We start from the raw sequence: 25,137 nt of genomic DNA on the forward strand, positions 1-25,137 counted from the left end.
ACGCGAGGCTTACGACACCCGGTGGCCGTCGACAAAGGGCTGTCTGCGGCGAAGGTCGGTCGAGACGATGGCGGTGTCGGAAACGGCGAGGGGCGGCCCAAGGCCGCCCCTCTGTCTGGTGTCCGGCCTCGGCCGGAGAGCTCGGGTCCGCTCGCTCAGTACTTGTAAAGCTCGGACTTGAACGGGCCGGACTGCGAGACGCCGATGTAGGCGGCCTGCTCGTCCGAGAGCTTGGTCAGGCTGGCGCCGAGCTTGGCGAGGTGCAGGCGCGCGACCTTCTCGTCGAGGTGCTTCGGCAGCACGTAGACCTTGTTCTCGTACTGACCGGGGTTGGTCCACAGCTCGATCTGGGCGAGCGTCTGGTTGGTGAACGACGCCGACATCACGAAGCTCGGATGGCCGGTGGCGTTGCCGAGGTTCACCAGCCGGCCCTGGGAGAGCAGGATCATCCGGTTGCCGGCGGGGAACTCGATCAGGTCGACCTGCGGCTTGACGTTCTTCGACTTGAAGTTCTTCAGGCCGGCGACCTGAATCTCGTTGTCGAAGTGGCCGATGTTGCAGACGATCGCCATGTCCTTCATGGCGCGCATGTGATCGACGGTGATGACGTCCTTGTTGCCGGTGGCGGTGACGAAGATGTCGGCGGTGCCGACGACCTCCTCGAGCGTCTTCACGTCGTAGCCGTCCATCGCCGCCTGCAGGGCGCAGATCGGGTCGATCTCGGTGACGACAACGCGCGCGCCGGCGCCGGCGAGCGACTGCGCCGAGCCCTTGCCGACGTCGCCATAGCCGCAGACGACGGCAACCTTGCCGGCCATCATCACGTCGGTGCCGCGGCGGATCGCGTCGACCAGGCTCTCACGGCAGCCGTATCGGTTGTCGAACTTCGACTTCGTCACGGAATCGTTGACGTTGATCGCCGGGAACGGCAGCTCGCCCTTCTTCTGCAGCTCGTAGAGGCGGTGCACGCCCGTCGTCGTCTCCTCGGAGACGCCGCGGATGTTCGCCTTCACCTTCGAATACCAGCCGGGGTTCTTGGCGAGGCGGGCCTTGATGGTGGCGTAGAAGAACTCCTCTTCCTCGTTCTTCGGATTGTCGAGAACGGAGGGATCGGTCTCGGCCTTGGAGCCGATGAGGACGAGCATCGTCGCGTCGCCGCCGTCGTCGAGGATCATGTTGGCGGTTTCGCCATTGCCCCAGTCAAACAGCCGGTCGGTGTAGTTCCAGTATTCCTCGAGCGTCTCGCCCTTGACGGCGAACACCGGGATGCCGCGGGCGGCGATCGCGGCAGCGGCGTGGTCCTGGGTGGAGTAGATGTTGCACGACGCCCAGCGGACCTCGGCGCCGAGCTCGACCAGCGTCTCGATGAGCGCGGCGGTCTGGATCGTCATGTGCAGGGAGCCGGCGATGCGGGCGCCCTTCAGCGGCTTCGAGGGCCCGTACTCCTCGCGGGTGGCCATCAGGCCGGGCATCTCGGTCTCGGCGATGTCGAGCTCGGTGCGGCCCCAGTCGGCGAGGGAAATGTCCTTGACGACATAATCGGTGAAGGTGGTCATCGGCGGCTCCGCAAACGGCTCTGGCGAACGCGGCGCGGCGCTCCGGCGGGCCCGCACGACAAGGCGCACGGCACCGCCGCGGCGTCCGCCGCAACGTGGCGCGGTTATAGGCGCCCCGGCGGATCGCTTCAATAAGGATATAACGATTTCTTTATATCAGAATGGAGCGAAGCCGTTCCATTCCAACGTCCCGGTGCGGCGGAGGCCGGTTTTCCGAGGCTCTCAGGCCGCCGAGAGGTTCCGTCCCGAGGTGCGGTCGAACAGGATGATCTTCTCGGGATTCCACGAGAAGCCGACGCTCTCGTCGATGCGCGGATGCTGGGTGGCGGGTGCCGTCAGCCGCACGAAGGCGTCGCCGGTGGCGAGCGTGACGATCTTCTCGACGCCGTGGTCCTCGATGTCGTGGACGCGCGCCTTGGCCGGCGCCTCAGGATCGAGCCGGAGGTGCTCCGGGCGGACGCCGAAGGTCACGGGACGGCCCTCGTGGGCGGCCGCGACGGAGATCGGCAGCGAGAAGCCGGCCTCGGTGACCGCCGCACCGTCGCGGACGGCACCGTCGAGGAGGTTCATCGGCGGCGACCCGACGGAGCGCGCGACGAAGGTGTTGGTCGGCCGGGCGTAGATCTCCGAGGGCGTGCCGACCTGCACGAGGCGGCCGCGATCGAGCACGCCGATGCGGTCGCCCATCGACATCGCCTCGACCTGGTCGTGGGTGACGAACAGGAAGGTGGCGCCAAGCGTGATCTGCAGGCGCTTCAGTTCGGTGCGCAGCGCCTCGCGCAGCTTGGCGTCGAGCGCCGACAAGGGCTCGTCCATCAGGAAGACGCGGGGCTTGCGGACGATGGCGCGGCCGATCGAGACGCGCTGCATCTCGCCGCCCGACAGACGGTCGGTCTTGCGCTCGAGCAGGTGCTCGATGCGCAGCGTGCGGGCGACGCGCTCGACCCGCTCCTGGATCTCGGCCGGAGGGACGCGGCGGATCTTCGACTTCAGCGGGAACTCGAGGTTCTCCCGCACGGTGTAGCGCGGGTAGAGCGAGTACTGCTGCAGCACCAGCGCGACGTCGCGCTCGGCGGCACCCCAGCCGCCGACATCGACGCCGTCGATCAGCACGGTGCCGTCGTCCGGTTTCTCGAGACCGGCGACGATCCGCAGGGTCGTCGTCTTGCCGGCGCCGGTCTCGCCGAGCAGCACGAAGAACTGGCCGTCGGCGATCTCGAGGTCGAGGTTCTTCAGGGCGGCCTTGCCGCCGAAGGTCTTGGTGACGTTCCTGAGCTCGATGTGCGCCATGACTAACGGAACTCCCGGCGAACGGACGGTGCGGGGACGGCCGGCGCCGGCGACCTCCGGCGGTGGTCCGCGATCACAGTCTCACCCCGAGCGACTGGCCGCTGGCGGTGTCGAAGAAGTGCGCCTGCGCCGGGTCGATGCGGGCGTGCACGCGCTCGCCCGCCGCCGGCACGAAGCCGGCCGACGTCCGCGCCCTCAGCATCGCCTCGCCCACCTTGAGGTCGACGATGTCGTAGGAGCCGAGCGGCTCGATCAGGTGCACCTCGACCGGGACGTAGCCGTCGCGGGCCTCGCGGGAGACGAGCACGCCCTCCGGCCTTATGCCCATGGCGAGACCGCCGTTGGCGTGGCCGTTGAGGCGGCCGAGGAGCTCGCGCGGGAAGGCGAAGCCGGGGGTGGCCGGATCGACGGCGACGCTGACGGCACCGCCCTCGTCGCGCACCGCGGCGGGCGAGACGTTCATCACCGGGCTGCCGACGAACTGCGCGACGAACAGGTTCTGCGGCCGCGAGTAGACCTCCTCCGGGGAGCCCACCTGCTGCAGCACGCCCTCGTGCATGATGACGATGCGGTCGGCGAGGCTCATCGCCTCCACCTGGTCGTGGGTGACGTAGATGGTGGTCGACCCCTGCTTGAGGTGGAGCCGCTTGATCTCGGCGCGCATCTCCTCGCGCAGCTTGGCGTCGAGCGCGCCGATCGGCTCGTCCATCAGCATCGCCTTCGGCTGGCGTACCAGGGCGCGGCCGATGGCGACGCGCTGCATGTCGCCGCCCGACAGTGCCGAAGGGCGGCGATCGAGCAGGTCGGTGATGCGCAGCACCCGCGCGATCTCGCGCACCGAGGTGTCGATCTCGGTCTTCGCCATGCGCGTGGCACGCAGCGGGAAGGCGATGTTCTCGTAGACCGTCATGTGCGGGTAGAGCGAGAACGACTGGAACACCATGGCGATGTCGCGGTCGGAGCACTTCAGGTGCTGCACCGGCTTGCCGTCGATGAGGATGTCACCCTCGTCGATGGTCTCGAGCCCGGCGATGGCGCGCAGCGTCGTCGTCTTGCCGCAGCCGGACTGGCCGAGCATGACGATGAACTCGTTGGGTGCGATGGTGAGGTTCAGGTCCTTGATGACCTGAACGGGGCCGAACCACTTCTGGATGCCCCGAAGCACGATCTCGGTCATCCGTGGCCTCCCTCGCGTGCCGCGTGGCCTTCGCCCTCGGCGTCCGGCCGCGGCGGCGGCGGGATCTTGATGGTGATCATGAAGCCGACGAGCCCGATCAGGATCAAAGTCACCCCGTAGCGGTGCAGGAAGAAGTTCCAGGGCTGGCAGAGCGCGATGATCCCGAAGATCATCAGGCCCTGCATCGCCGGATGCAGGAAGCGGTGGTTGAACGCCCGGAAGCTCATTTGCGGATCGCTCCGAAGCTCATGCCCCGCAGCAGGTGGCGGCGCAGCAGGAAGGTGAAGATCGCCACCGGCAGCAGGAAGAGGAAGGTTCCGGCCGCGATCACCGTCCAGTCCGGCAGGCCCGAACCGACCTGGCTCGGGATGAAGGGCGGCGCCGTCTGGGCGTCGCGCCGCGTCATGATCAGGGCGAAGACGTACTCGTTCCAGGCGGTGATGAAGCAGAACACGGCGGTTGCGGCGATGCCCGTCGCCGCCTCCGGCAGCACCACCTTGAAGAAGGCCTCCATGCGGGTGTAGCCGTCGACGAGCGCCGCCTCCTCGTATTCCTTCGGGATCTCGTCGATGAAGCCCTTCATCAGCCAGACCGAGAAGGACAGGTTGAAGGCGGTGTAGAGGATGATCAGCCCGATGTGCGTGTCGTTCAGCCCGAACGTCCGGTACATCAGGAACATCGGGATGGCGACCACCACCGGTGGAAGCATGCGTGTCGACAGGATGAAGAACAGCCAGTCGCTTTCGCCCTTCACCTTGAATCTCGAGAATCCGTAGGCGGTGAAGGTGCCCATGCCGACGGCGAGGACCGTCGAGATGATCGCGACGATCAGCGAGTTCATGAATCGGTCGGGATAGCCCGAGAGCTGCACCTCGCCCTTGCCGTCGCGCACGACCTTCTCGCCGCCGTCGAAGACGAGGCGCTCCCACCACGGGGCGGCGGCATATTCCTCCGGCGTCGGCTGCTCGCGCAGCTGCGAGCGGCGCAGCATCAGCTTCACGAACGGCGAGATTTCCGGCGTGAAGACGATCGTCGGCGGCACCGTCGTCGCCAGGTTGCGCGGCTTGAAGGAGGTCGAGACGATCCAGTAGATCGGCGCCAGGAAGATCATCGTCACGATCAGGACCGAGACGATGGCGAGCCTGTTGAGCGTCCGCTCGCCCGTTGTCTGAACGGCGGCCATCTCAGCGCTCCTTCACTTTGTTCAGGTACTTCACGTAGATATTGGTGATGGCGATGACCATGATCAGCATGATGTAGGCGAGCGCGCAGCTTAAGCCCGTCTGCCATTCCTGGAACGCCATCTTGTAGAGGCGGATCGAGATCACCTCCGTCGTCGGCTGGCTCGTCAGGATGTAGGCGAGGTCGAAGGTCTTGAACGCCTCCATGGTGCGGAAGATGATCGCGATCATCAGGATCGGCGCGACCAGCGGCAGCGTGATGCGGAAGAAGGTGTAGAGCGGCCCGGCCCGATCGATTGCCGCCGCCTCGTAGAGATGCTTCGGCACCGCCGACAGCCCGGCGAGCGAGAGCAGCATGACAAAGGGCGACCACATCCAGATATCGGTCAGCGCGACGGCGTAGAGGGCGACGTCGGGGTTCGACAGCCACTCGAAGCGGCCGAGGCCGAGGGCATAGTTGATGATGCCGAACGACGGGTCGTAGAGCAGCTTCCAGAACAGCCCGACCACCGCCATCGACAGCATCATCGGCAACAGCAGCAGCGTGGTGATCAGCCCCTTGAAGGGGATCTCGCGGTTGAGCAGCATCGCCACGCCGAACCCGACGATGACCTGGCCGGTGACCGAGACGATCACGTACTTCGCCGTGATGGCGAAGTTGTTCCAGATGAACGGGTCGTTGAGGAGCGTCCGGTAGTTCTCGAGGCCGACGAAGTTCCAGGAGGCGTTGGTCGAGGCCCGGAAGTCCGTGAAGGAGTAGCCGAGAGAGTAGAGCAACGGGAAGATGTTGAAGACGATCAGGAAGACGATCGTCGGAATGATGAACAGGTTCCGGATGGCGAGGTCGCTCATGCCCCGCCGCGCCGCCCGCGAGTGCGGATCGAGCGTCGTCATCGTCAAAGTCGTCAAAACCCTGCTCCTCCCAGAGCGCCCGATGCCCGCCGGTTCCGGTGCGACGTCGTGCAAGCCGCTACGGGGGGGCGGCGCAAGGCCGTCCCCCCGCAAGGGTCAGTTCCGCCTTACTGGAAGCGGTTGTACTTCTTGAAGGTGGTGTTCCAGTCGCCCGCGAGGTTGTCGAGGGCTTCCTTCGCCGTACCCTGGCCAGCCGTCACGTAGGGATAGACGCGCTGGTTCATCTGGATGAGCAGCTCGGCATATTCCGGCGTCGCCCAGAAGTCCTTCACCTTGAACATCGTCTCGTAGAAGGCCTTGTTGTAGGGCGTCGCCTCCTGGAACTCGGCGCTCTCGAGAACCGCCGTGTTGCAGGTGTAGCCCCCGAGCTCGGCCCAGCGCTTCTGCGTCGAGTCCTTGACGAACCACTCGAGGAACTTGAAGGCCTCTTCCTGGTTCTCCGAATAGGAGACGATCGAGATGCCCTGGCCACCGAGCGCGGCGAACTGGGCGCCGGTCGGCCCCGCCGGGTTGGCGAAGAAGCCGGTGGACTTGGCGTTCGGGTTCGACGCCTCATTCACCAGGGCGGGGAAGAAGGCGAAGTAGTTCATGCTCATCGCCGCCAGGTTCTCGGTGATCGCCTGGTTGTTCTCGACGAAGAAGGCCTTGGCCCAGCCCGGCGGCGTGAAGCCGTAGAGCTCGCGATACATCTCCAGCGCCGCGATGTTCTCGGGCGAGTTGATGATGCCGTCGACCTTGTAGGTGACGTAGTCGCCGAGCTCGCCGCCATAGGAGAAGATGGCATTCTCGACGCCCATCACCAGGCCGTCATACGAGTTGTCGGTGTAGATGGCGATGCCGTAGCGGCCCTGGTCCGGGCGGTGGAAGAACTCGGCGATGTCGCGCATCTCGGCCCAAGTCTTCGGCGGGGCGAGATCGTAGCCGTACTTCGCCTTGAAGGCTTCCATCTCCTTCGGGTCCTCGAACCAGTCCTTGCGATAGGACCAGCCGACGGCGTCACCCTCAGCCGGGATCGACCAGTATTTGCCGGAGTTGGAGGGGTATTCGGAATAGTACTTGACGGTGGCGGGCGCCATCGTCTCGTTCAGCTTGTGCTTGTTGAAGAAGTCGGTGAGGTCGACATAGTGCCCGGCCTCGGAGGCGGCGCCGATCCACTGTGAGTCGCCGACGACCATGTCGTAAGCGGAGCCGCGGGCGTTGAACTCGGTGAACGCCTTGGTCTGGAAGTCGGCCCACGGGGTGGTCTCGACCGTGACCTTCACGCCGGTCTCGGCCTCGTACTCGTTCGCCAGCTCCTGCAGGTAGTTGGCCGGATCCCACTCCGCCCAGAAGATCGTCAGCTCCTGCGCCGACGCGCTCCCGACGAAGCCGAGCAGCGATGCCCCCGCTATCAGTCCCTTCAGAAATCCTTGCGCCATCATGTGTCCTCCCACTGTTTCTGTTTTTTCGTTCGGGCCTGCCGGCGAAAGCGCCCGGCCCGACGAAGCTTGCCACCCGAATGCAGCCTGCGTCGCCTCCCGCGCCGCTTCAGGACGTTGCCTGAAGGCAGAACTCGCTCCCTAAACTGGTAGTACCAATCAACGGCCTCCGTCAAGTCTCAACTCACGGGTGGATCCGCTTTCCATCAAGAATTCAGGCAAGTAACGCCGCGTATTTGATGGAAAAACCTCAGGACGCCCATCCGCAAGGCCGCCGATCCAGCTCGGCCGCCGCAGCGGGCAAAGCGGCCCTCAGGGAAGAATTGGTCTAGCCAGATGGACCTTTCTCCCGCTCGGCGACGGCGGCGCGGACGAGCGTTGCGGCGGCCCAGGTCGCCACCTCCGCCGCCGCCCCGCCGTCGAGGTTCCACATGTCCTTCAGCACCACCAGCGCCTCGACGCCGAAGATCAGCGACAGCGCCTGGGCGAGGCGGTCGATCTCGGCCGGCGGCAGTTCCCCCTGAAGGGGACGCAGCGCCTCGCGCAGCAGCACGATGCGGTGGCCGCGCCGGAACGGCGGCACCGCCGGTGGCGTCCCGGCCCGGTGCTGCGCCCACTCGTCCAGCGAGAGCTTCAGCGCCGCCTTGAAGGTCGCCTCGAAGGCCTCGAGGCGCGGCAGCGATGTGCGCAACAGGTCCGCGACGCGCTCGGCCGCATCGTCCGAGGCGGAGCTCCAGTCGAGGATCGGCCCGAGCGCCTCGTCGACCACCGCCTCGACCAGCGCCGCCTGGCTCGGAAAGTAGCGGTAGGCGGTGGCGCGCGACACCTCGGCCGCCTCCGCCACCTCGCTCACCGAGGGGATGGCGCCGGCCTGCATCAGCCGGCTCGCCGTCGCCAGCATGAGGCGGCGCGTGCGCGCCTTTGGCCCGCGCTCGCGGACCCCGGCATCGGCGCTCGATTGACCTGAGACGACCATATCAATACGATACTGTCGTCTCATGCGTGCTGACAAGGGCCGACTTGGTGGGTTGCGCCGACTTGGCCGGGCGCGCCGGAATGGACGGGACGGGGCACGGGCACCAGGCCGGAAGCCCCGCGGGGAGGGACGGTGCGGCGCGTCTACGTCGTCGGAACCCACGACACCAAGGCCGAGGAACTGGCCTTTCTCGCCGACCTCGTGGCTGCCGCAGGGCTGCCCGTGGTGCGGGTGGATGTCGGCACGCGGCCGCTCACGGGCGATGCCGTCGATGTCACCGCGGCCGAGGTCGCCGCCCACCATCCGGACGGCGCCGGCGCCGTGCTCGGCCTCGACGACCGCGGCACGGCGGTCGCCGCCATGACCGAGGCCTTCGCCCGCTTCGTCGCGAACCGCGACGACATCGGCGCGATCGTCGGCCTCGGTGGCGGCGGCGGCACGGCGATCGTCACCGCCGGCATGCGTCGCCTGCCCTACGGCGTGCCGAAGCTGATGGTCTCGACGCTCGCCTCCGGCGACGTCTCCCCTTACGTCGACATCTCCGACATCCTCTTCATGCCGGCGGTCACCGACATGGCCGGCCTCAATGGCCTGAGCCGCGTCATCCTGCACAACGCCGCCCAGGCGATCGCCGGGATGGCGCGTCACCCGGCTCCTGCGCGAGCCGGCAAGCCGTCGATCGGCCTGACGATGTTCGGCGTGACGACGGCCTGCGTCACGGCGATCGTCGAGCGGCTCGGCGCCGACTACGACTGCATGGTCTTCCACGCCACCGGCACCGGCGGCCGCTCGATGGAGAAGCTCGCCGACAGCGGGCTCCTCACCGGGGTCATCGACATCACCACCACCGAGGTGTGCGACCTGCTGCTGGGCGGCGTGCTGCCGGCGACCGAGGACCGCTTCGGCGCGATCGCTCGCACGCGCCTTCCCTATGTCGGCTCCGTCGGTGCGCTCGACATGGTGAACTTCTGGGCCCCCGACACCGTGCCCGCCGTCTTCCGCGACCGCACCCTCTACCGCCACAACCCCAACGTCACGCTGATGCGCACGACTGCCGAGGAGTGCCGTCGCATCGGCGCCTGGATCGGCGAGCGCCTCAACGCCTGCGATGGCGAGGTGCGCTTCCTCATTCCGGAGAAGGGCGTCTCGTCGCTCGATATCGACGGCGGCGCGTTCTTCGACCCGCAAGCCGACGCCGTGCTGTTCTCCGCCCTGGAGGACACCGTCCGCCAGACCGAGCGGCGCCGCATCGTGCGGCTGCCGCTGCACATCAACGACCCCGCCTTCGCCGCCGCCGCGGCGACCACTTTCCTCGACATCTCGCAACGGTGAGCCACGATGCCCGCGATCCCCCGCCAGGACCTTCTCGACCGCTTCCGCGCCCTGATCGCCGAGGGGCGGCCGATCATCGGCGGCGGCGCCGGCACCGGCCTCTCCGCCAAGTCGGAGGAGGCCGGCGGCATCGACCTCATCGTCATCTACAACTCCGGCCGCTATCGCATGGCCGGGCGCGGCTCCGCCGCCGGCCTGCTCGCCTACGGCAACGCCAATGAGATCGTGAAGGAGATGGCGGTCGAGGTGCTGCCGGTGGTGAAGCGCACGCCGGTGCTCGCCGGCGTCAACGGCACCGACCCGTTCGTGCTGATGCCGCAGTTCCTCGCCGAGCTGAAGGCGATGGGCTTCTCCGGCGTGCAGAACTTCCCGACCATCGGCCTCTTCGACGGCACCATGCGCCAGAGCTTCGAGGAGACCGGCATGGGCTACGGGCTCGAGGTCGACATGATCGCCACCGCCCATGGCCTCGACATGCTGACCACCCCCTACGTCTTCAATCCCGATGAGGCCGTCGCCATGACCAAGGCCGGCGCCGACATCGTCGTCGCCCACATGGGCGTCACCACCGGCGGCACGATCGGTGCCTCCTCGGCGAAGACGCTGGAGAGCTGCGTCACCGAGATCGACGCCATCGCGGCGGCGGCCCGCAGCGTCCGCGCGGACGTCATCGTGCTCTGCCACGGCGGCCCGATCGCCATGCCCGAGGACGCCCGCTTCATCCTGGAACACTGCGACGGCGTGCACGGCTTCTACGGCGCGAGCTCGATGGAGCGGCTGCCGGCGGAGGCGGCGATCCGCGACCAGACCGCCCACTTCAAGTCCCTCGCGCTGAAGACGCGCGCCTGAGACCCCGAGCGACGGAGATCCTGACGATGGCGAAGGCTGGTGACGCGTATTTCGCATTTCCGCACCAGGTTGAGGCGTTCGGCTTCGACTGGGGTCGGCTGGCTCTGACGGTCGGCCCGGACGTGAACGGGGCCGGGCGCTTCTCGGGTGGCGTCGTCGACGTCGCGCCGGGGATGGGCCATGCCCGCCACAACCACCCCGGCGCCGAGGAGATCATCTTCGTCGTCTCCGGCACCGGCGAGCAGATGGTGGAGGACGACGAGGGCCGTCCGATCACCCGCGACGTCGGTCCGGGCTGCACGATCTATGTTCCCGAGAGCCGCTACCACGCGACCCTCAACACCGGCCCGGGGCCGATGCGGCTGTTCGTCGTCTACTCGCCGGCCGGGCCGGAGCTCGCGCTCCGCGACCTGCCGGACTTCCGCATCATCCCGCCCGAGGCGGGCTGACGCGGACCTGCTCGAACCGGTTCAGGCGGTGCCGCCGCGGTTCCAGCCGCGGCCGGCCTCGCCGAACATCTCATAGCCGTCGGCGGTGACGGCCAGCGTGTCCTCGAGCTTGATGAAGCCCCGCGTCGGGTGGAGCATCGTCGTCTCCACCGACAGCACCATGCCGGCCTGCAGAGGGTGAGCCGCGTCGACGCCTTCGTAGGTGACCGGGTGGTTGGTCATCAGGAACGGCGCCTCGTGGCTGATCAGTCCCATGCCGTGGGCGAAGAAGTCGGTGAAGGCCGCGACCTTTGAGGCCTTCAGGACGCCCTCCGCGTGGGCGATGACGTCGCCGCCGAGGGTGCCGGCGCGGATCTTCGAGAAGGCCGCCTGCTGCACCGCCTCGACCTCGGCGAGCAGATCCTGAAGCTCCGCGTCCGGCTCGCCGAGCACGCCCATCCGACAGAGATCGCCGATGTAGCCGTGGAAGTTGCCGCCGGAATCGATCGACAGCACCTCGCCCGGCTGCCACGCCTGCGGTGACGCGGCGCGGTTGTGGCTCGCCCCCAGCGTCAGCAGGCAATACTCGAACTGCAGCCCGCGGTTGGTCTCCTCGCGCCGCAGCCGCTCGATGATGTCGGTCTTGGTGGAGCCTTCGCGCGCACCGGCGATCGTCGCCATCATCGCCTCGGTGATGAGCTCCGAGGCGGACTTCAGCAGCGCCAGTTCCGCCGGTGTCTTCACCGCCCGAAGTCGTTCGAGCGTGTGGGTGGCGTCGACGAAGGCCGCGCCCTCCAGGCGCTCGGAGAGCATGCGGTAGGCGTCGAGCGGCAGGAAGCCGGGCTCGATGCCGATGCGGGCGCCAGCCTTGCCGAGCTTCGCCACGTGGTCGGCGGCGCGGGTGGCCGCGTCGGTCGATCCCCACGTCTCGGCGTGCACCGCCGGCGTCCAGAACGGCCGGTTGTGATGCTCGCCGCCCTCCATGCGGTTGGCGACGAAGGCGGAATTCTCCGGCTTGCCGCGCTCGTAGACGACGACCGGCAGGTAGCGGCTGTGGCCGATCGCATCCATCGCCGAGAAGAAGATGAACCGGTAGCCGCCGAGCAGATACTGGGTGTTGTGCTTGGAGGTGGCGAGCAGGACGTCGATGCCGGCCGCGTCCATCAGCGCGTCGAGGCGGTCCGTGTCGAACGGAACCGGGATCGCCGCACCCTGCGATGCCGCCCCTGCCTGAGATGGCACGTGCTTCACGTGGGATCCTCCCTCTGATGACCGCGAGGCTTACGCCCTCTTGAGGCGACGCCTTCTCTGGTCGGACCAGTTAGGCACAACGCTGGCGGGTCGTCCAGCGCGGGCGGCAGGGCGATCGGCCCGCCCGCCGGCCGTCATCGGAGGGCGCCGGACCGGCGCCCTCCGACGTTCGTCAGGTGTGCCTGATCTCGGTGCCGAGCACCTTCAGGCACTCGCGCATGAAGGCCGCCAGGGCCGTCCAGCCCTTGGCCGAAACCATCGTGCCGTCGACGAGGGCCTCGGTCGGCGACAGGTCGACATAGGCGCCGCCGGCGAGCCGGACCTCGGGCTCGCAGGCGCCGAGCGCGCCGACCCGCTTGCCCTTCACGACGCCATCGACGGCAATCAGGATCTGCACGCCGTGGCAGATCGTGAAGATCGGCTTGTTCGCCTCGTGGAAGTGCCGGACGATCGCCTGGATGCGCTTGTCGGTGCGGATGTACTCCGGCCCGCGCCCGCCGGCGCAGTAGACGGCGTCATACTGCTCGGGCTTCACCTCCGAGAATGACTTGTTGATGACGAAGTCGTGCCCGAGCTTCTCGGTATAGGTCTGATGGCCCTCGAAGTCGTGCAGCGACGTCTTCAGGATGTCGCCGGCGTTCTTGTCGGGGCAGATGACGTGGACGGTATGGCCGACGGCCTCCATGCCCTGCTGGAAGACGAAGATCTCGTATTCCTCGGTGAAGTCGCCCGTCAGCATGAGGATCTTCTTGCCAGGCATCGAACGGTTCCTTCCCAAACTGTCGCTCTAGAGCGTTACGCGTTGTCGTTGCCCCGCGGCGGGGGATCGTGATGCACCGGCCGGGGCCGGCGGGTCGTCGGGGCGGCGGCGGGCGCCGCCGTCAGAGGTCGAAGGCCGGCAGCAGCCGCTGACGTGAGCGGGCGATGTGGTCGTGCATGGCGGCCTTGGCGGCGGCGCCGTCGGCGCTCGTGAAGGCATCCAGCAGCGCCTGGTGCTCCGTCAGCGCCTCCTCGGTGACGCGGGCGTGGAACATCAGCCGGAAGATGTGGAAGTGCGTGTGCTGGTGGGCCAGCGTGTGGCGGATCAGCTCGTTGCCGGCGAACTCCAGAATGCGGTCGTGGAAGACGGCGTCCTGGCGGGCGAAGGCCGAGTAGCGGCGGCGGGCGTCCTCGTCGCTGCCGCCCGACATCATGTCGGCAAGGTCGCGCAGGGCCTCGAGCCGCTCGCCCGTCATCGCCTCGGCGGCACGGCGGGCGCTGTCGGGCTCGAGCAGCAGGCGCAGCTCGTAGAGCTCGTCGAACTGCCGCCGTGAGATCTGCGGGGCGGCGCTGTAGCCGATCAGGTGGGTCTTCACCACCAGCCCCTCGCCCTCGAGGCGACCGAGCGCCTCGCGGATCGGGGTGTGCGAGACCTGCAGCTCGCGGACGAGATTGTCGACGGTGATGCGGGCGCCGGGCGCGATCTTCAGGCCCATCAACTGGGCGAGGAGCGCCTCGTACACCTTCTCCGCCAACCCGTTATGGCGCTGGATTGCCGTCATGTCCGCGCGGCGGTCCTCGAATTTCGGGGCTGCTCGGCTGTCACTTCGCATGGCCGCCCCTTGACAGGTCAGACAGCTAGCACGATGCTCCGCGCCAATCAATACGATATCCTATACGATCCGATATTGGGTAGGGCGATGCGGATATCCAGTCCCGAGGCACTCGATCTCGCCGCCCTGCTGCTGCGCCAGCGCGGCGTTCCGCCAGCGCACGCCGACCTGCAGGCGGCCGTGCTCGTCGGCGCCGAGCGGAAGGGTCACCCGTCGCACGGCCTGCAGCGGCTGCCCCGCCTGCTCCTGCGCATCGAGCGCGGGCTGATCGACCCGGCGGCGGAGGGCGCGTTCGTCTGGCGCGCCGCCGCCTTCCTCTCAGGCGACGGCGAGAACGGCCTCGGGCCGGTGGTGGGGGAAAAGGCGATCGGGCTGCTGGCCGAACGCATCGGCGAAACCGGCATCGCCGTCGCTGCGGTCCGCAACGCCAACCACCTCGGCATGCTCGCCCACTATGTCGAGACGATCGCCGCGCACGGCTGCATCGGCCTCGCGCTGTCCTCCAGCGAAGCGCTGGTTCACCCGCACGGCGGCACGCGGGCGCTGCTCGGCACCAACCCGGTCGCCGTCGCCGTGCCTGTCGCAGATGCGCCGCCGTTCGTCGTCGACCTCGCCACCAGCGTCGTCTCGATGGGCAAGGTCCATCACTACGCCGCCACCGGCGCGCCGCTCGAGCCCGGCTGGGCGAAGGACGCGGACGGCCGGCCGACCACCGATGCGACGCAGGCAAAGGCCGGCGCCATCGCCCCCTTCGGCGGCGCCAAGGGCTACGCGCTCGGCCTCGCCTTCGAGCTGCTGGTGGCGGCGCTCGCCGACAGCGTGCTCGCCCCCGACGTCGCCGGCACGCTCGACGCCGAGCGGCCCTGCAACAAGGGCGACGTCTTCATCATGATCGACGCGGCACGCTCGCCCGGCGTCGCGCAGCGGCTCGCCGCCTACCTCGACGTCCTTCGCGCCAGCCCGCCCGAGACGGCCGGCGTGCCCGTCTCCGTCCCCGGCGACGGCGCCCGCCGCCGCGCCGAACGGGCCGACCAGGACGGCTTCGAGATCGCCCCCGCTTTGCTCGCCACGTTGCACGACCTGTCGCGGGCCGGCTGTCCGGCCTGACGCCTTCCAGAAACGACTGCACCTCAAACCGCAGCACGCGCGAGGACCCAGCCGATGAGCCTGTTCGCCGCCCTCCGGCTTCCCCGCGAGATCCTCTTCGGTGCCGGCCAGTCCGACGCCGTCGGTACCGTCACCGCCCGCCACGGCAAGCGGGCGCTCGTCTGCACCGACGCCCGCTTCGCCGGCACGGACGCCTTCGCGCGCATGATCGGAGCCCTGGAGTCCGCCTCCCTCACCGTCTCCGTCTTCGACGCGGTCGAGCCGGACGTGCCGACCGGTAATGTCGCCGCCAGCGTCGCGCACGCCCGCGGCTTCGCGCCGGACGTCGTCGTCGGCATCGGCGGCGGCTCGTGCCTCGACATGGCGAAGTGCACCGCGCTCCTCGTCCGCCACGGCGGCACGCTCGGTGACTACTACGGCGAGTTCCGCGTCCCCGGCCCGACGCTACCGGTCGTCGCCGTGCCGACCACCGCCGGCACCGGCGCCGAGGTCACCCCCGTCGCCGTCGTCTCCGACGAGAGCCGCACCCTGAAGGTCGGCATCTCCAGCCCGTGGCTGATCCCCGTCGCCGCGATCTGCGACCCGGACCTGACGATGACCTGCCCGCGCGGGCTGACGGCGATCGCCGGGGCGGACGCGCTCACCCACGCCATCGAGGCCTACACGGCGGTGCGCCGCGACGCCGACGCGGCGCTGCCGCAGAGCCGCGTCTTCGTCGGCAAGAGCGCCCTCAGCGACCACTTCGCGCTGCTCGCCATCCGCCTCCTCGGCGCCAGCCTGGAGCGCGCCTGCGCGGACGGGTCGGATGCGGCGGCGCGCGCCGACGTGATGCTGGGAGCGCTCGCCGCCGGCTGCGCCTTCGGCACCGCCGGCACCGGCGCGGCGCACGCCGTGCAGTACCCGGTCGGCGCCGTCACCGGCACGCCGCACGGCCTCGGCGTCGCGGCGATGCTGCCCTTCGTGATGGCCTACAACCGGCCGGCGGCGCTGTCCGAGTTCGCCGACATCGCCGACTGCCTCGGCCTGTCGCCCTCCGACGGCTCCCCTGAGGGCAGGGCCGAGGCCGCGATCGCCGAGGTCGCGCGGCTGTTTTCGGCGATCGGCATTCCCGCCGACCTGAAGGCGCTCGGCCTGCCGGCGGACCGCCTCGACTGGACGGCCGAGCAGGCGAGTGGCATCGACCGGCTGGTGAAGAACAACGCCCGCCCGATCGACCCCGCCGAGATGCGCCGCCTGGTCGGCGCCGCCTATGAGGGGCGCCTGTCGGCCGTCGGCTGAACGAGAGAGACCGAGCCGTTGACCACGGACCCCTTCCGCACCCGCGACCACGTCGCCGACTTCGACGATAAGATCGTCGCCTACCGCGACCGCAGCGCGGCGACGCGGGCGCGGCTGCGCACCGTAACGGTGCGCACCGGCGACGCCGAGGGCGAGGCGCTCGACCTGTTCTTCCCCGGCCCCGACACCCACGCAGGGGCGGGTGATGCGGCCCGGCCGGTGCACCTGTTCATCCACGGCGGCTACTGGCGGATGTTCTCGAAGGACGACTTCTCCTTCGTCGCCGACACCGTCACCGCGGCCGGCGCCATCGCCGCCGTGCTCGACTACGCGCTGATGCCGGCGGTGCGGCTTTCCGACATCGTCGGCCAGGTGCGGCGGGCGCGGCGGTGGATCGCCGACACCATCGCAGACCACGGCGGCGACCCGGCCCGCGTCACCGTCTCCGGCCACTCGGCCGGCGCGCATCTGGCGACCTTCCTGCTCACCGCCGACCAGCCGGACCCGGTCGCCGGTGCGCTCCTTCTCGGCGGCCTCTACGACCTCCGCCCGCTGCAGTCGTCCTTCCTAGAGCCCCTGATCGGCCTCACCGACGACGAGGTCGCGACGCTCTCGCCGATCGACCACCGCCACAGCCCGGCCACCCGCGTGCGGGTGCTGTGGGGCGCCCGCGAGACGCCGCCGTTCCACGAGCAGGGGAGGGCCTTTGCTGGCCACCTTCGAGATCAGGGCGCGGATGTGGTCGCCGTGGCCCTCGCCGACGCCGATCACATGAGCAGCGCCCTCGATCTCGGCTCGCCGGAGACAGAGGCAGGTCGCCACCTCGTCGCGCTGATCGAAGGGGAGGGGGACCGTCAACCCTGACGGGCCGCGACCCTGCGGCGGACCGTTTCTACGGCCAGTCCGGCTCGGCGAGGGCGGCGAAGGCGGGCTTCGCGAACAGGTAGCCCTGCATCAGCCGCACGCCGAGATCGCGCAGGCAGCGGTACTCGCCGACAGTCTCGACGCCCTCGCAGATCACCGCGATCTCGAGATCGTGCAGCATCCGCAGCACGTTCGCGACGATCGCCCGCCGCGCCCGGTCGCGGTCGACGTCGCGCACGAGGTCCATGTCGATCTTGACGAAGTCCGGCTGGAACCGGGCGAGCAGCCGCAGGCCCGAATAGCCGGAGCCGAAGTCGTCGATCGCCGTCTTGAAGCCGATCGCCCGGTAGGCGTTGAGGATGCCGAGCAGGTGCGCGGTGTCGACGCGCTCGGTCTCGGTGAACTCGAACAGGATGTTCTGCAGCGGAAAATTTGCCCGCCCGGCGGCGAGCAGCGTCTGGCGGATGCAGGCGCGCGGCTCGTAGACGGCGTTGGGCAGGAAGTTGATCGACAGCAGCGCGCCGTCGTCGGCGAGGCCGAGGCCGGCGGCGAGATCGATCGCCGTCGTCCGGCAGAGCTGGTCGAAGGCATAGCGGCTGTCGTCGGAGATCTGCGACAGCACGAAGCCGGCGCCCTCGCCCGCCGCGCCGCGCACCAGCGCCTCCTGGGCGAGGACCTTGCGTTCCACCACGTCGATGATCGGCTGGAAGGCCATCGAAATCGGCTGCTCGAACCGGGCACCGTCCCGGCACGCCTGACACCCACTCGCCATTCGCTCGAAACTTTCCGATCGCTCCTTCCACCCGCCACTCTTGGTACTGCCTGGGCTTGCTTGCGCCAAGATGCCCAACGAGCGGCTGTCCGCCGCCCCGTCAGGCGTCGAGGTGCGCCCGGATGTGTCGGTATCCGTCGCGGTAGACCGCTTCCGGGCTCTCCGACAGGTCGCGCCAGATCTTCGCCGCTGCGGCGAGGTCGGGCAGGGCGCGGCCGAAGGCCTCGATGGTCAGCCAGTCGTCGTAGCCGCTGGCGTGGATGGCGGCGAACGTCTCCGCCCACGGGATGTTGCCGCGCCCCGGTACGCCGCGGTCGTTCTCGGAAATGTGGATGTGGACGATGTCGGGCAGGTTGCGGGTGAAGGCGCCGATCGGATCGGCTTCCTCGATGTTGGCGTGGAAGGTGTCGTACATCGCCCGGATGTGCGGGTGGCCGATCTCGGCGAGGTGCTCCGACAGCCCGTCCATGGTGTTGACGAGGTAGCACTCGAAGCGGTTGAGGGCCTCCAGCCCGACCGTCACCCCGCGCGCCGCGGCGTGGTCGCCGATGGCGCGCTGCACGTCGACCGAGCGGGCGAACTCCTCGGCCGTCGGCCCGGTGCCGGAGAAGTGGCCGAGGGTGGAGTGCAGCGGCCCGCACAACGTCTTCGCGCCGAGCGCCGCGGCGCAGTCGATCACCCGGCGCATATAGGCGACGCCTGCCGCCCGCGTGGCCGCATCGGCGCCGATGAGGTTGTTGGTCGGATCGCCCATGGCCGACACCGCGGTCCGCTCCAGGCCGATCTCGTCGAGGAGGTCTGCCGTGCGGCGATAGTCGTCGGGGCTGCCCTCGAAGATCGGGATCTCGACGCCGTCGAAGCCGGTCGCCTTGAGGTCGCGCAGGATCGCCTCGTGATCCCGCGTCACCCGCGTCGTCCACAGGAACATGCACATGCCGATCTTCATGGCGGCTTTCCTCCCCGTGCCCCGCAGTCCGGCATCGTGCCGGCTGCGCCGCGCGCCGCCGGTTATCCGGTCGCTGCGGAAGCGTGAGCCAACCCGGTGAGAACGCGGGACGGCCCGTCGCATCTGGTATGACCAAATGGACAGGAGGGGTCAACGGGGATGCAGACTGCTAGTCGCTGGCAAGGCACGGAAAACTGCGATAAATTGTTTTAAATCAATGTCGTGATGCAGCAACGGGTCATCCCGTCCGCCCGCCTTGCACCATGATCACGAATGGGCTAGAGCTTCCACCAACGGGTTTGGTCGCACCAGTTGACCGTCGCGTTCGCGACCAGAAAAACCATCCGACGGCCTGCGGGCCCACCCACGATCGGTTCTCGGGAGGAATCGGGCAGATGCATCTTTCCACGCACAACTGGATGCGGGCGGAACCGCTCGAGATGACGCTGAAGCGCATCAAGAAGTTCGGCTACGAGTCGATCGAGATTTCCGGCGAGCCCGCCCAGTATGACGTGAAGACCACCCGCGCGCTGCTGAAGGAGCACGGCATCCGCTGCTGGGGCGCCGTGACGCTGACGCTCGGCGAGCGCAACCTCGCCGCCCGGGACGAGGGCCAGCGGGCGCGCTCGGTCGACTATGTGAAGAGCGTCATCACCATGGTCTCCGAGCTCGAGGGCGAGATCATCACCCTCGTGCCGGCCACCGTCGGCAAGGTCGTTCCCGACGGCACCGAGGAGGAAGAGTGGAAGTGGGTGGTCGAGGCCACCAAGGAGTGCTTCGCCCACGGCAAGGCGAAAGGCGTCAAGATCGCCGTCGAGCCGCTCAACCGCTTCGAGACCTACCTGTTCAACCGCTGCGCCCAGGCGCTGGCGCTCGCCGACGCGGTGTCGCCGGAGTGCGGCGTCTGCCTCGACGCCTTCCACCTCAACATCGAGGAGGAGGACATGTACGAGGCGATCCGGCTCGCCGGGAAGCGCCTGTTCGACTTCCACGTCGCCGACAACAACCGCTTCGCCGCCGGCCTCGGCCATTTCGACTGGGCGAAGATCGTCGGCACGCTGAAGGAGATCGGCTACGACGGCGCGCTGACGAACGAGTTCGTCGCCCCCGTCGACCGCACCCCGGCGGCCAAGTATCCGCACATGGTCGAGCGCAACCCGGTCGACATCCCGCCCGAGCAGCTGAAGTTCATCCAGGACCACGGCTCGAGCCTGCTCACCGAGGAGTTCTACTCCGACCAGATGCGCATCACCGCCGAGACGATCCTGCCGCTCATCCGGTAGGCCGCGGGAACGACTTTGGGGGAAGCGACTGGGCGGGAACGACTGGGGCAGGACCGCGACCATGCAGGCAACAGCCACCGACCACCGCCGCGCCGGACTCCCGGCGCGGGCCACGCGCGGGCTCTGAGATGCGCATCACCTCGGTCCAGGCATGGTGGGTCCGCATCCCCATCGAGGCGAGCCGCCAGCACCGCAGCGACTTCGGCCGACTCACCACCTTCGACGCGGCGATCCTGCGCATCGAGACCGACGACGGCCTCGTCGGCTGGGGCGAGGGCAAGAACGCTGCCGGCAGCGCCGGCACCTATGCGGCACTCGTCCACATGCTCAACCACGAGGTCGCGCCGCGCCTGATCGGGCGCGATCCCGCCGACATCGTGCAGATCTGGGAGATGCTCTACAACGGCGTGCGGTCCGAGACGGCCGCGCTCTCCGGCCACGCGATGCCGGAACTGTCGCGCCGCGGCCTCTCGGTGGCGGCGATCAGCGCCGTCGACATCGCCCTCTGGGACATCCTCGGCAAGTCGCTCGGCCAGCCGGTCTGGCGCCTGCTCGGCGGCCGCAAGGCCGACCGCCTGCCGGCCTACGCCTCCGGCGGCTGGGCCCCGGCCGAGACGATCGGCGAGCAGCTGAAGTCCTACATCGCCGCCGGCGGCTTCCGCTCGGTGAAGATGCGCGTCGGCGCCATGGACGGCGCGCCGCACGTCTCCGCTGCCCGCGTCAAGGCTGCCCGTGCCGCGCTCGGGCCGGACGTCGAGCTGATGGTCGACGCCCACGGCACCTACACCGTCGCCGGCGCCAAGCGCTTCCTGCACCTCGTCGCCGACTGCGACCTGGCCTGGTTCGAGGAGCCGGTGATCGCCGACGACAAGGCCGGCATGGCCGAGGTGCGCGCCGCCGGCTGCGTGCCGATCGCCGCGGGCGAGTCCGAGGCGACGCGCTTCGCCTTCCGCGATCTCGCGTTGCTGAAGGCGGTCGACGTCTTCCAGCCCGACCCCGCCTTCTGTGGCGGCATCACCGAGGCGATGCGCATCGGCGCGCTGGCGAGCGCCTTCAACCTCCGGCTCTCACCCCATCTCTGGGCCGGTGCGCCTTGCTTCTTCGCGGGCCTGCATGTATGCGCGGCCTCTCCGGCGAGCTTCGTGATCGAGTACTCGCTGGGCGCCAATCCCATGATCCACGACCTTGTCGAGGACGATGTTTCGGCGAAGGACGGCATGATCGCCATCCCGGACGGGCCCGGCCTCGGCTTCACCATCGCGGAGAGCTTCCTGGAGGCGCACGCGCAGAGGAGCTGAGCCATGAAGGAGAACAACCTCCTGCCGGACCTCGCCGCGTATCTCTACGCGCAGTCGACGTCCGAGAGCGGCCGGCTTCCCTCCGAGCGGGAGCTCGCGGAGCACTTTTCCGTCAGCCGTGGCCAGATCCGCGAGGTGCTGGCGATCCTCGAGGCGATGCGCATCGTCGAGCGGCGCGCCAAGTCCGGCATCTACCTCACCACCAACCAGGCGAGCGTCGAGGCGATGGCGCTGTTCGCCCGTGCCGGCGTGCCGCTCGATCCGATCCAGATCTACGAGACGGTGGAGCTGCGCAAGATCCACGAGATCAAGGCGGCCGAGCTCGCCTGCTCGCGCGCCACCGAGGACAACTACGAGCGGCTGCGGGAGATCCTGCGCCTGTCGGAACAAAGGCTTGCCGCCGGCGAGGGCCTGGCGCGCCAGGACCGCGACTTCCACCTCGAGATCGTCCGCGCCACCCAGAACAGCGTCTTCCACAAGGTCTGCAGCGTCTACTACATGATGGGCGAGCACCGCCTGCCGGTCTATTTCGGCGACCTCGATCGCTCGCGGCGCAGCCACGCCGAGCACGTGCAGATCTTCGAGGCGCTGCTGCGCCGCGACGGCAACCTCGCCCAGGCGCTGATGAGCGCCCACCTGCAGGGGGCGGAGAGCTACTGGAAGGGTCTGATCGGCTCGGCGCAGGCCGAGGCCGCGGCGGCCGCAGCGGCGGCCACGCCGGTGGCGGCCCCGGCGCTGGCGCGGGCCTGAACCGATGCCGCGCATCCTCTCGACCCACGCGCTGCACCCCCGCGCCGCGGCCATGCTGCAGGGCGCCGGCGACCTCGTCGTGGCGAGCGCGCCCGACCCCGAGACGCTGCGTCGTGAGGGGCGCGACGCCGACATCATCATCGTCCGTGCGCCGCTGCCCGAAGCGCTGTTCGCCGAGGCGCCCCACCTCCGGGCGGCGATCCGCCACGGCGCCGGGCTCGACATGATCCCGATCGAGGCGGCGACCCGCGCCGGCGTGCTCGTCGCGAACGTCCCGGCGGTGAACGCCATCACGGTGGCGGAGCACGTCTTCCTGGTGACGCTGGCGCTGCTGCGGCGCTTCCGGCAGGTCGACGGTGACCTGCGGTCTCGCGGCTGGGCCGCCGGCCGCGCCCACGCCGATCACGGCCGCGACCTCGCCGGCCGCACCTTGGGCATCGTCGGCATGGGCGCCGTCGGCCGCGCCATCGCCCGCATCGCGCAGCACGGCTTCGGGCTCGACGTGGCGGCCTTCACGCGAACGCCGGCAAACGTGCCGGAGGGGGTGCGGGCGCTCGACCTCGACGCGCTCGTTTCGACCGCCGACGTGCTGGTGCTGTGCTGCCCGCTGACCCCCGAAACGCGCGGCCTGATCGGCCCCGAGCGCATCGCAGCAATGAAGCCCGGGGCGCTCCTCGTCAACGTCGCCCGCGGCCCGGTCGTCGACGAGGCCGCGCTCGTCGCGGCGCTGCAGGCCGGCCGCATCGGCGGCGCCGCCCTCGACGTCTTCGACACCCAGCCGCTGCCGAACGACCACCCGCTGCTGTCGCTCGAAAACGTCGTGCTGACACCGCACATGGCCGGCATCACCGAGGACTCGATGATGCGCATGGGCGCCGGCGCGGCCGAGGAGGCGATCCGCATCCTCGCGGGCCGGCTGCCGCTGAACCTCCGCAACCCCGAGGTCGAGGCGCGCTACCGCCAGCGCTGGCCGGCGCCGGCTTAAAATCTGCCACGGCAGTGCTGCCCCCTCTTCGCGTCCGCGAGCCGGCGCCTCCGGGATCTGCGCCCGTCGTGACCCACCGCCCACCCAGGCGCCGGGCCGGCCGCGACGGCCGCCCCTACTGCAGGGCGCGGGCGGCGATCGCGGCGAAGATGATGTCGAGTTCGGTCGCCACCGCGGCGAGCTCGGCGCCGCCTTCGTCGGCGTAAGGCGCGAACACGAAGGACGGCGTCTTGTAGGAGAGCGTCGAGCTGCCGTCCGGTCGCTCGGTCACGTAGAAGCGGATCGGCGCCTCGATCATCGCCGCCTCGCTTGCTTGCAGCGCGCGGATCGCGAAGTCCGGCCGGAAGACGCCGACGACGCGATTGCCGGGTAGGGTCACGCCCCGGGCCGCGGCGGCCTCCGTCGGACCGGCCTCCGTGACGACGCCCATCTTCTCTGCGGCCACCGCCGCCTTCAGATCGGCGAGTAGGACCGAATAGCTCTTCGGGCTGTTGGCGACGAACCAGCCCGGCCGTGGCTCGAGGGCGAAGGCGGCGGTCGTGACGAGGATCATGGCGAGGGCGACCAGCATGGGCATTGATCTCTCCTGCAATCTGTAGCGGGCGCAAGGCCCGGAGTCCCGCGGCCTCGATCCGCCGCCGCCCGCTTGGGCAGCATACGGCCGATCGCGCCAGCGACCGACCGACGCCAGCGGCCTTCTCCACGAGCTGGGCGAGCACGACCACCCACACCGCCCGCCGGTCGGCAGGCTCCGATTGTCTTTTAGAGCGATTGCTCTAGAAAAGACCGCGGTCACCGACGGTGGAACGATGGGTTTGCGCCGGGGCGCCGACCCCGGGTCCGGGCGCGCTCCCGCGAGCCCCCCGGTTCGCCGTCAGAGGCCGCCCGCGAGCGCGAACGCGCCGTCGAGATCAACAGGAGAGGAAACCACCATGGCAGCCGTCCGCATGAAGACGACCGTCACCCAGCGCCTCGAGGCGACCTGCCCGACCCATTCGCGTACGGAGATCGCCGTGCGCGACGTCACGTCGGTCATCGACGAGCCCCTGGAGCGTCACGGCACCAACCTCGGGCCGACGCCGACGGAGACGCTGATCTGCGCCCTCGTCGCCTGCACCAACGTCATCGGCCACAAGTGCGCCGCCAAGCACGGCGTCGACTTCGCGGCAATGACCATCGGCGCGGAGTGGCAGCTCGACCGGCGCGGCACCCAGTTGATGGAGGAGGTGGACGTCCCCTTCATCAAGATCCGCCTCACCATCGACGTCACCACCGACGCGGACGAGGAGGCGATCGAGAAGGTGAAGGCGGACCTGCACCGCTTCTGCCCCCTCGCCAAGGTGGTGCGGGCCGCCGGCACGGAGCTGGAAGAAGTCTGGACCGTGCACCGCCCGACGGGTGGGTGACCGGTTCAAGGCGCAGGTGATCTGCGGGCAGTCGCAGTGCGGGCGACGGCTGGAGCGGTGGCCGTCATGAGGCCGGACGAGCTCGCCCCGGGGGAGGGCGCCGCCAATCCAAGGCGGCGACCGTCCGGGCTCGGAGCGCCACCCGGCACGCGGCGCGTCCGCTTCGATCACATCGCGGGGCGTCGCCACGAACCCGGGTCCTGTGGCCCGTGACCGAGACGAGTGCTGCGGGGCGCGCGACCAGAAGGGCGAGCACCATCTGCGGTGCTCGGACGCGTCATTCGGGGATGAGGAAAATCCGGGAAGGGGTGGTGCCGCTTACAGGACTCGAACCTGTGACCCCATCATTACGAATGATGTGCTCTACCAACTGAGCTAAAGCGGCTTAACCATCACGGCCCCACCTCACCCTATCGGGCGAATGTGGCCGCAGCGGGCGCAGGCGCCCGCTCGACGCGGGTGAGATACAGGCTCGCGCCCGCCCGC

General features: G+C 69.1%; 25 protein-coding genes and 1 tRNA gene. 11 read left to right on the plus strand and 15 right to left on the minus strand.

Annotation, left to right across the window (positions count from 1 at the left end; genetic code table 11):
• Positions 1 to 155: 155 nt before the first annotated feature.
• The 8 genes from ahcY to RUR49_RS16695 form a co-directional block, all read right to left on the minus strand.
• Positions 156 to 1,556 carry an adenosylhomocysteinase gene (gene ahcY / locus RUR49_RS16660; protein ID WP_409147510.1) on the minus strand — a complete coding sequence of 467 codons (1,401 nt, stop codon included), beginning with the start codon at positions 1,554 to 1,556 and terminating at the stop codon, positions 156 to 158.
• A gap of 222 nt (positions 1,557 to 1,778) precedes the next feature.
• Complete coding sequence (locus tag RUR49_RS16665) at positions 1,779 to 2,846, minus strand: ABC transporter ATP-binding protein (protein WP_409147511.1); 1,068 nt, start codon at positions 2,844 to 2,846, stop codon at positions 1,779 to 1,781.
• A gap of 73 nt (positions 2,847 to 2,919) precedes the next feature.
• Positions 2,920 to 4,023 carry an ABC transporter ATP-binding protein gene (locus tag RUR49_RS16670; RefSeq protein WP_409147512.1) on the minus strand — a complete coding sequence of 368 codons (1,104 nt, stop codon included), beginning with the start codon at positions 4,021 to 4,023 and terminating at the stop codon, positions 2,920 to 2,922.
• Positions 4,020 to 4,250 carry a hypothetical protein gene (locus RUR49_RS16675; RefSeq protein ID WP_409147513.1) on the minus strand — a complete coding sequence of 77 codons (231 nt, stop codon included), beginning with the start codon at positions 4,248 to 4,250 and terminating at the stop codon, positions 4,020 to 4,022. The genes RUR49_RS16670 and RUR49_RS16675 overlap by 4 nt, the downstream gene beginning before the upstream one ends.
• Complete coding sequence (locus RUR49_RS16680; protein WP_409147514.1) at positions 4,247 to 5,206, minus strand: carbohydrate ABC transporter permease; 960 nt, start codon at positions 5,204 to 5,206, stop codon at positions 4,247 to 4,249. Before RUR49_RS16680 ends, RUR49_RS16675 begins: the two co-directional genes overlap by 4 nt.
• Position 5,207: 1 nt before the next feature.
• Positions 5,208 to 6,098, minus strand: a complete 891-nt coding sequence (locus RUR49_RS16685; protein ID WP_409147691.1) for a carbohydrate ABC transporter permease — start codon at positions 6,096 to 6,098, stop codon at positions 5,208 to 5,210.
• 125 nt (positions 6,099 to 6,223) lie between these two features.
• Entirely contained in the window at positions 6,224 to 7,534 is a 1,311-nt protein-coding gene (locus RUR49_RS16690) for an ABC transporter substrate-binding protein (RefSeq protein ID WP_409147515.1), read from the minus strand.
• A 328-nt stretch (positions 7,535 to 7,862) separates the two neighbouring features.
• On the minus strand, positions 7,863 to 8,510 hold the full coding sequence (locus RUR49_RS16695; RefSeq protein ID WP_409147516.1) for a TetR/AcrR family transcriptional regulator: 648 nt from the start codon (positions 8,508 to 8,510) through the stop codon (positions 7,863 to 7,865).
• Between the two features lie 132 nt (positions 8,511 to 8,642).
• Here RUR49_RS16695 and RUR49_RS16700 point away from each other — a divergent pair, with 132 nt between their 5' ends.
• Genes RUR49_RS16700 through RUR49_RS16710 form a run of 3 tightly spaced genes read left to right on the plus strand, consistent with a single transcriptional unit; the run spans position 8,643 to position 11,140 of the window.
• The gene (locus tag RUR49_RS16700) at positions 8,643 to 9,842 is read left to right on the plus strand and encodes a Tm-1-like ATP-binding domain-containing protein (RefSeq protein ID WP_409147517.1); all 1,200 of its coding nucleotides are present in this window, start codon (positions 8,643 to 8,645) and stop codon (positions 9,840 to 9,842) included.
• Positions 9,843 to 9,848: 6 nt separating this feature from the next.
• The gene (locus RUR49_RS16705; RefSeq protein WP_409147518.1) at positions 9,849 to 10,691 is read left to right on the plus strand and encodes a phosphoenolpyruvate hydrolase family protein; all 843 of its coding nucleotides are present in this window, start codon (positions 9,849 to 9,851) and stop codon (positions 10,689 to 10,691) included.
• Between the two features lie 26 nt (positions 10,692 to 10,717).
• Positions 10,718 to 11,140, plus strand: coding sequence for a cupin domain-containing protein (locus tag RUR49_RS16710; protein WP_409147519.1), 423 nt, complete (start codon positions 10,718 to 10,720; stop codon positions 11,138 to 11,140).
• Between the two features lie 21 nt (positions 11,141 to 11,161).
• Here RUR49_RS16710 and RUR49_RS16715 read toward each other — a convergent pair whose 3' ends face one another.
• The 3 genes from RUR49_RS16715 to RUR49_RS16725 form a co-directional block, all read right to left on the minus strand.
• A complete protein-coding gene (locus RUR49_RS16715; RefSeq protein ID WP_409147692.1) occupies positions 11,162 to 12,322 on the minus strand; it encodes a M24 family metallopeptidase in 1,161 nt (386 codons plus the stop codon).
• A gap of 220 nt (positions 12,323 to 12,542) precedes the next feature.
• Positions 12,543 to 13,130, minus strand: coding sequence for a DJ-1/PfpI family protein (locus tag RUR49_RS16720; protein ID WP_409147520.1), 588 nt, complete (start codon positions 13,128 to 13,130; stop codon positions 12,543 to 12,545).
• A gap of 121 nt (positions 13,131 to 13,251) precedes the next feature.
• On the minus strand, positions 13,252 to 13,911 hold the full coding sequence (locus RUR49_RS16725) for a GntR family transcriptional regulator (protein ID WP_409147521.1): 660 nt from the start codon (positions 13,909 to 13,911) through the stop codon (positions 13,252 to 13,254).
• A gap of 138 nt (positions 13,912 to 14,049) precedes the next feature.
• On the opposite strand from RUR49_RS16725, the gene RUR49_RS16730 reads away from it, so the two are divergent.
• From RUR49_RS16730 to RUR49_RS16740, 3 genes are read left to right on the plus strand one after another with little or no spacing between them, the layout of a single operon-like run.
• A complete protein-coding gene (locus RUR49_RS16730; RefSeq protein ID WP_409147522.1) occupies positions 14,050 to 15,069 on the plus strand; it encodes an Ldh family oxidoreductase in 1,020 nt (339 codons plus the stop codon).
• 54 nt (positions 15,070 to 15,123) lie between these two features.
• Positions 15,124 to 16,347 carry an iron-containing alcohol dehydrogenase gene (locus RUR49_RS16735; protein ID WP_409147523.1) on the plus strand — a complete coding sequence of 408 codons (1,224 nt, stop codon included), beginning with the start codon at positions 15,124 to 15,126 and terminating at the stop codon, positions 16,345 to 16,347.
• 18 nt (positions 16,348 to 16,365) lie between these two features.
• A complete protein-coding gene (locus RUR49_RS16740; protein WP_409147524.1) occupies positions 16,366 to 17,211 on the plus strand; it encodes an alpha/beta hydrolase in 846 nt (281 codons plus the stop codon).
• 28 nt (positions 17,212 to 17,239) lie between these two features.
• On the opposite strand, the gene RUR49_RS16745 is transcribed toward RUR49_RS16740, so the two are convergent.
• On the minus strand, positions 17,240 to 17,926 hold the full coding sequence (locus tag RUR49_RS16745) for an EAL domain-containing protein (protein WP_409147525.1): 687 nt from the start codon (positions 17,924 to 17,926) through the stop codon (positions 17,240 to 17,242).
• Between the two features lie 157 nt (positions 17,927 to 18,083).
• Positions 18,084 to 18,929 carry a sugar phosphate isomerase/epimerase family protein gene (locus RUR49_RS16750; RefSeq protein ID WP_409147526.1) on the minus strand — a complete coding sequence of 282 codons (846 nt, stop codon included), beginning with the start codon at positions 18,927 to 18,929 and terminating at the stop codon, positions 18,084 to 18,086.
• A gap of 395 nt (positions 18,930 to 19,324) precedes the next feature.
• Here RUR49_RS16750 and RUR49_RS16755 point away from each other — a divergent pair, with 395 nt between their 5' ends.
• From RUR49_RS16755 to RUR49_RS16770, 4 genes are all read left to right on the plus strand, one after another.
• Positions 19,325 to 20,212, plus strand: a complete 888-nt coding sequence (locus RUR49_RS16755; protein WP_409147527.1) for a sugar phosphate isomerase/epimerase family protein — start codon at positions 19,325 to 19,327, stop codon at positions 20,210 to 20,212.
• 128 nt (positions 20,213 to 20,340) lie between these two features.
• Entirely contained in the window at positions 20,341 to 21,510 is a 1,170-nt protein-coding gene (locus tag RUR49_RS16760) for a mandelate racemase/muconate lactonizing enzyme family protein (protein WP_409147528.1), read from the plus strand.
• A gap of 3 nt (positions 21,511 to 21,513) precedes the next feature.
• Positions 21,514 to 22,260, plus strand: a complete 747-nt coding sequence (locus RUR49_RS16765; protein WP_409147529.1) for a FadR/GntR family transcriptional regulator — start codon at positions 21,514 to 21,516, stop codon at positions 22,258 to 22,260.
• Between the two features lie 4 nt (positions 22,261 to 22,264).
• Positions 22,265 to 23,245, plus strand: coding sequence for a hydroxyacid dehydrogenase (locus tag RUR49_RS16770; RefSeq protein WP_409147530.1), 981 nt, complete (start codon positions 22,265 to 22,267; stop codon positions 23,243 to 23,245).
• A gap of 115 nt (positions 23,246 to 23,360) precedes the next feature.
• Here the strand turns inward: RUR49_RS16770 and RUR49_RS16775 are convergent, their stop codons facing one another.
• The gene (locus RUR49_RS16775) at positions 23,361 to 23,822 is read right to left on the minus strand and encodes a DUF302 domain-containing protein (RefSeq protein ID WP_409147531.1); all 462 of its coding nucleotides are present in this window, start codon (positions 23,820 to 23,822) and stop codon (positions 23,361 to 23,363) included.
• A gap of 355 nt (positions 23,823 to 24,177) precedes the next feature.
• Here RUR49_RS16775 and RUR49_RS16780 point away from each other — a divergent pair, with 355 nt between their 5' ends.
• Positions 24,178 to 24,651, plus strand: coding sequence for an OsmC family protein (locus RUR49_RS16780; RefSeq protein ID WP_409147532.1), 474 nt, complete (start codon positions 24,178 to 24,180; stop codon positions 24,649 to 24,651).
• A gap of 309 nt (positions 24,652 to 24,960) precedes the next feature.
• Here the strand turns inward: RUR49_RS16780 and RUR49_RS16785 are convergent.
• A tRNA-Thr gene (locus RUR49_RS16785) sits at positions 24,961 to 25,036 on the minus strand.
• Between the last annotated feature and the right edge of the window lie 101 nt (positions 25,037 to 25,137).

Source organism: Pseudoxanthobacter sp. M-2 (genome assembly GCF_046156265.1).
GTDB lineage: Bacteria > Pseudomonadota > Alphaproteobacteria > Rhizobiales > Segnochrobactraceae > CAMDHY01.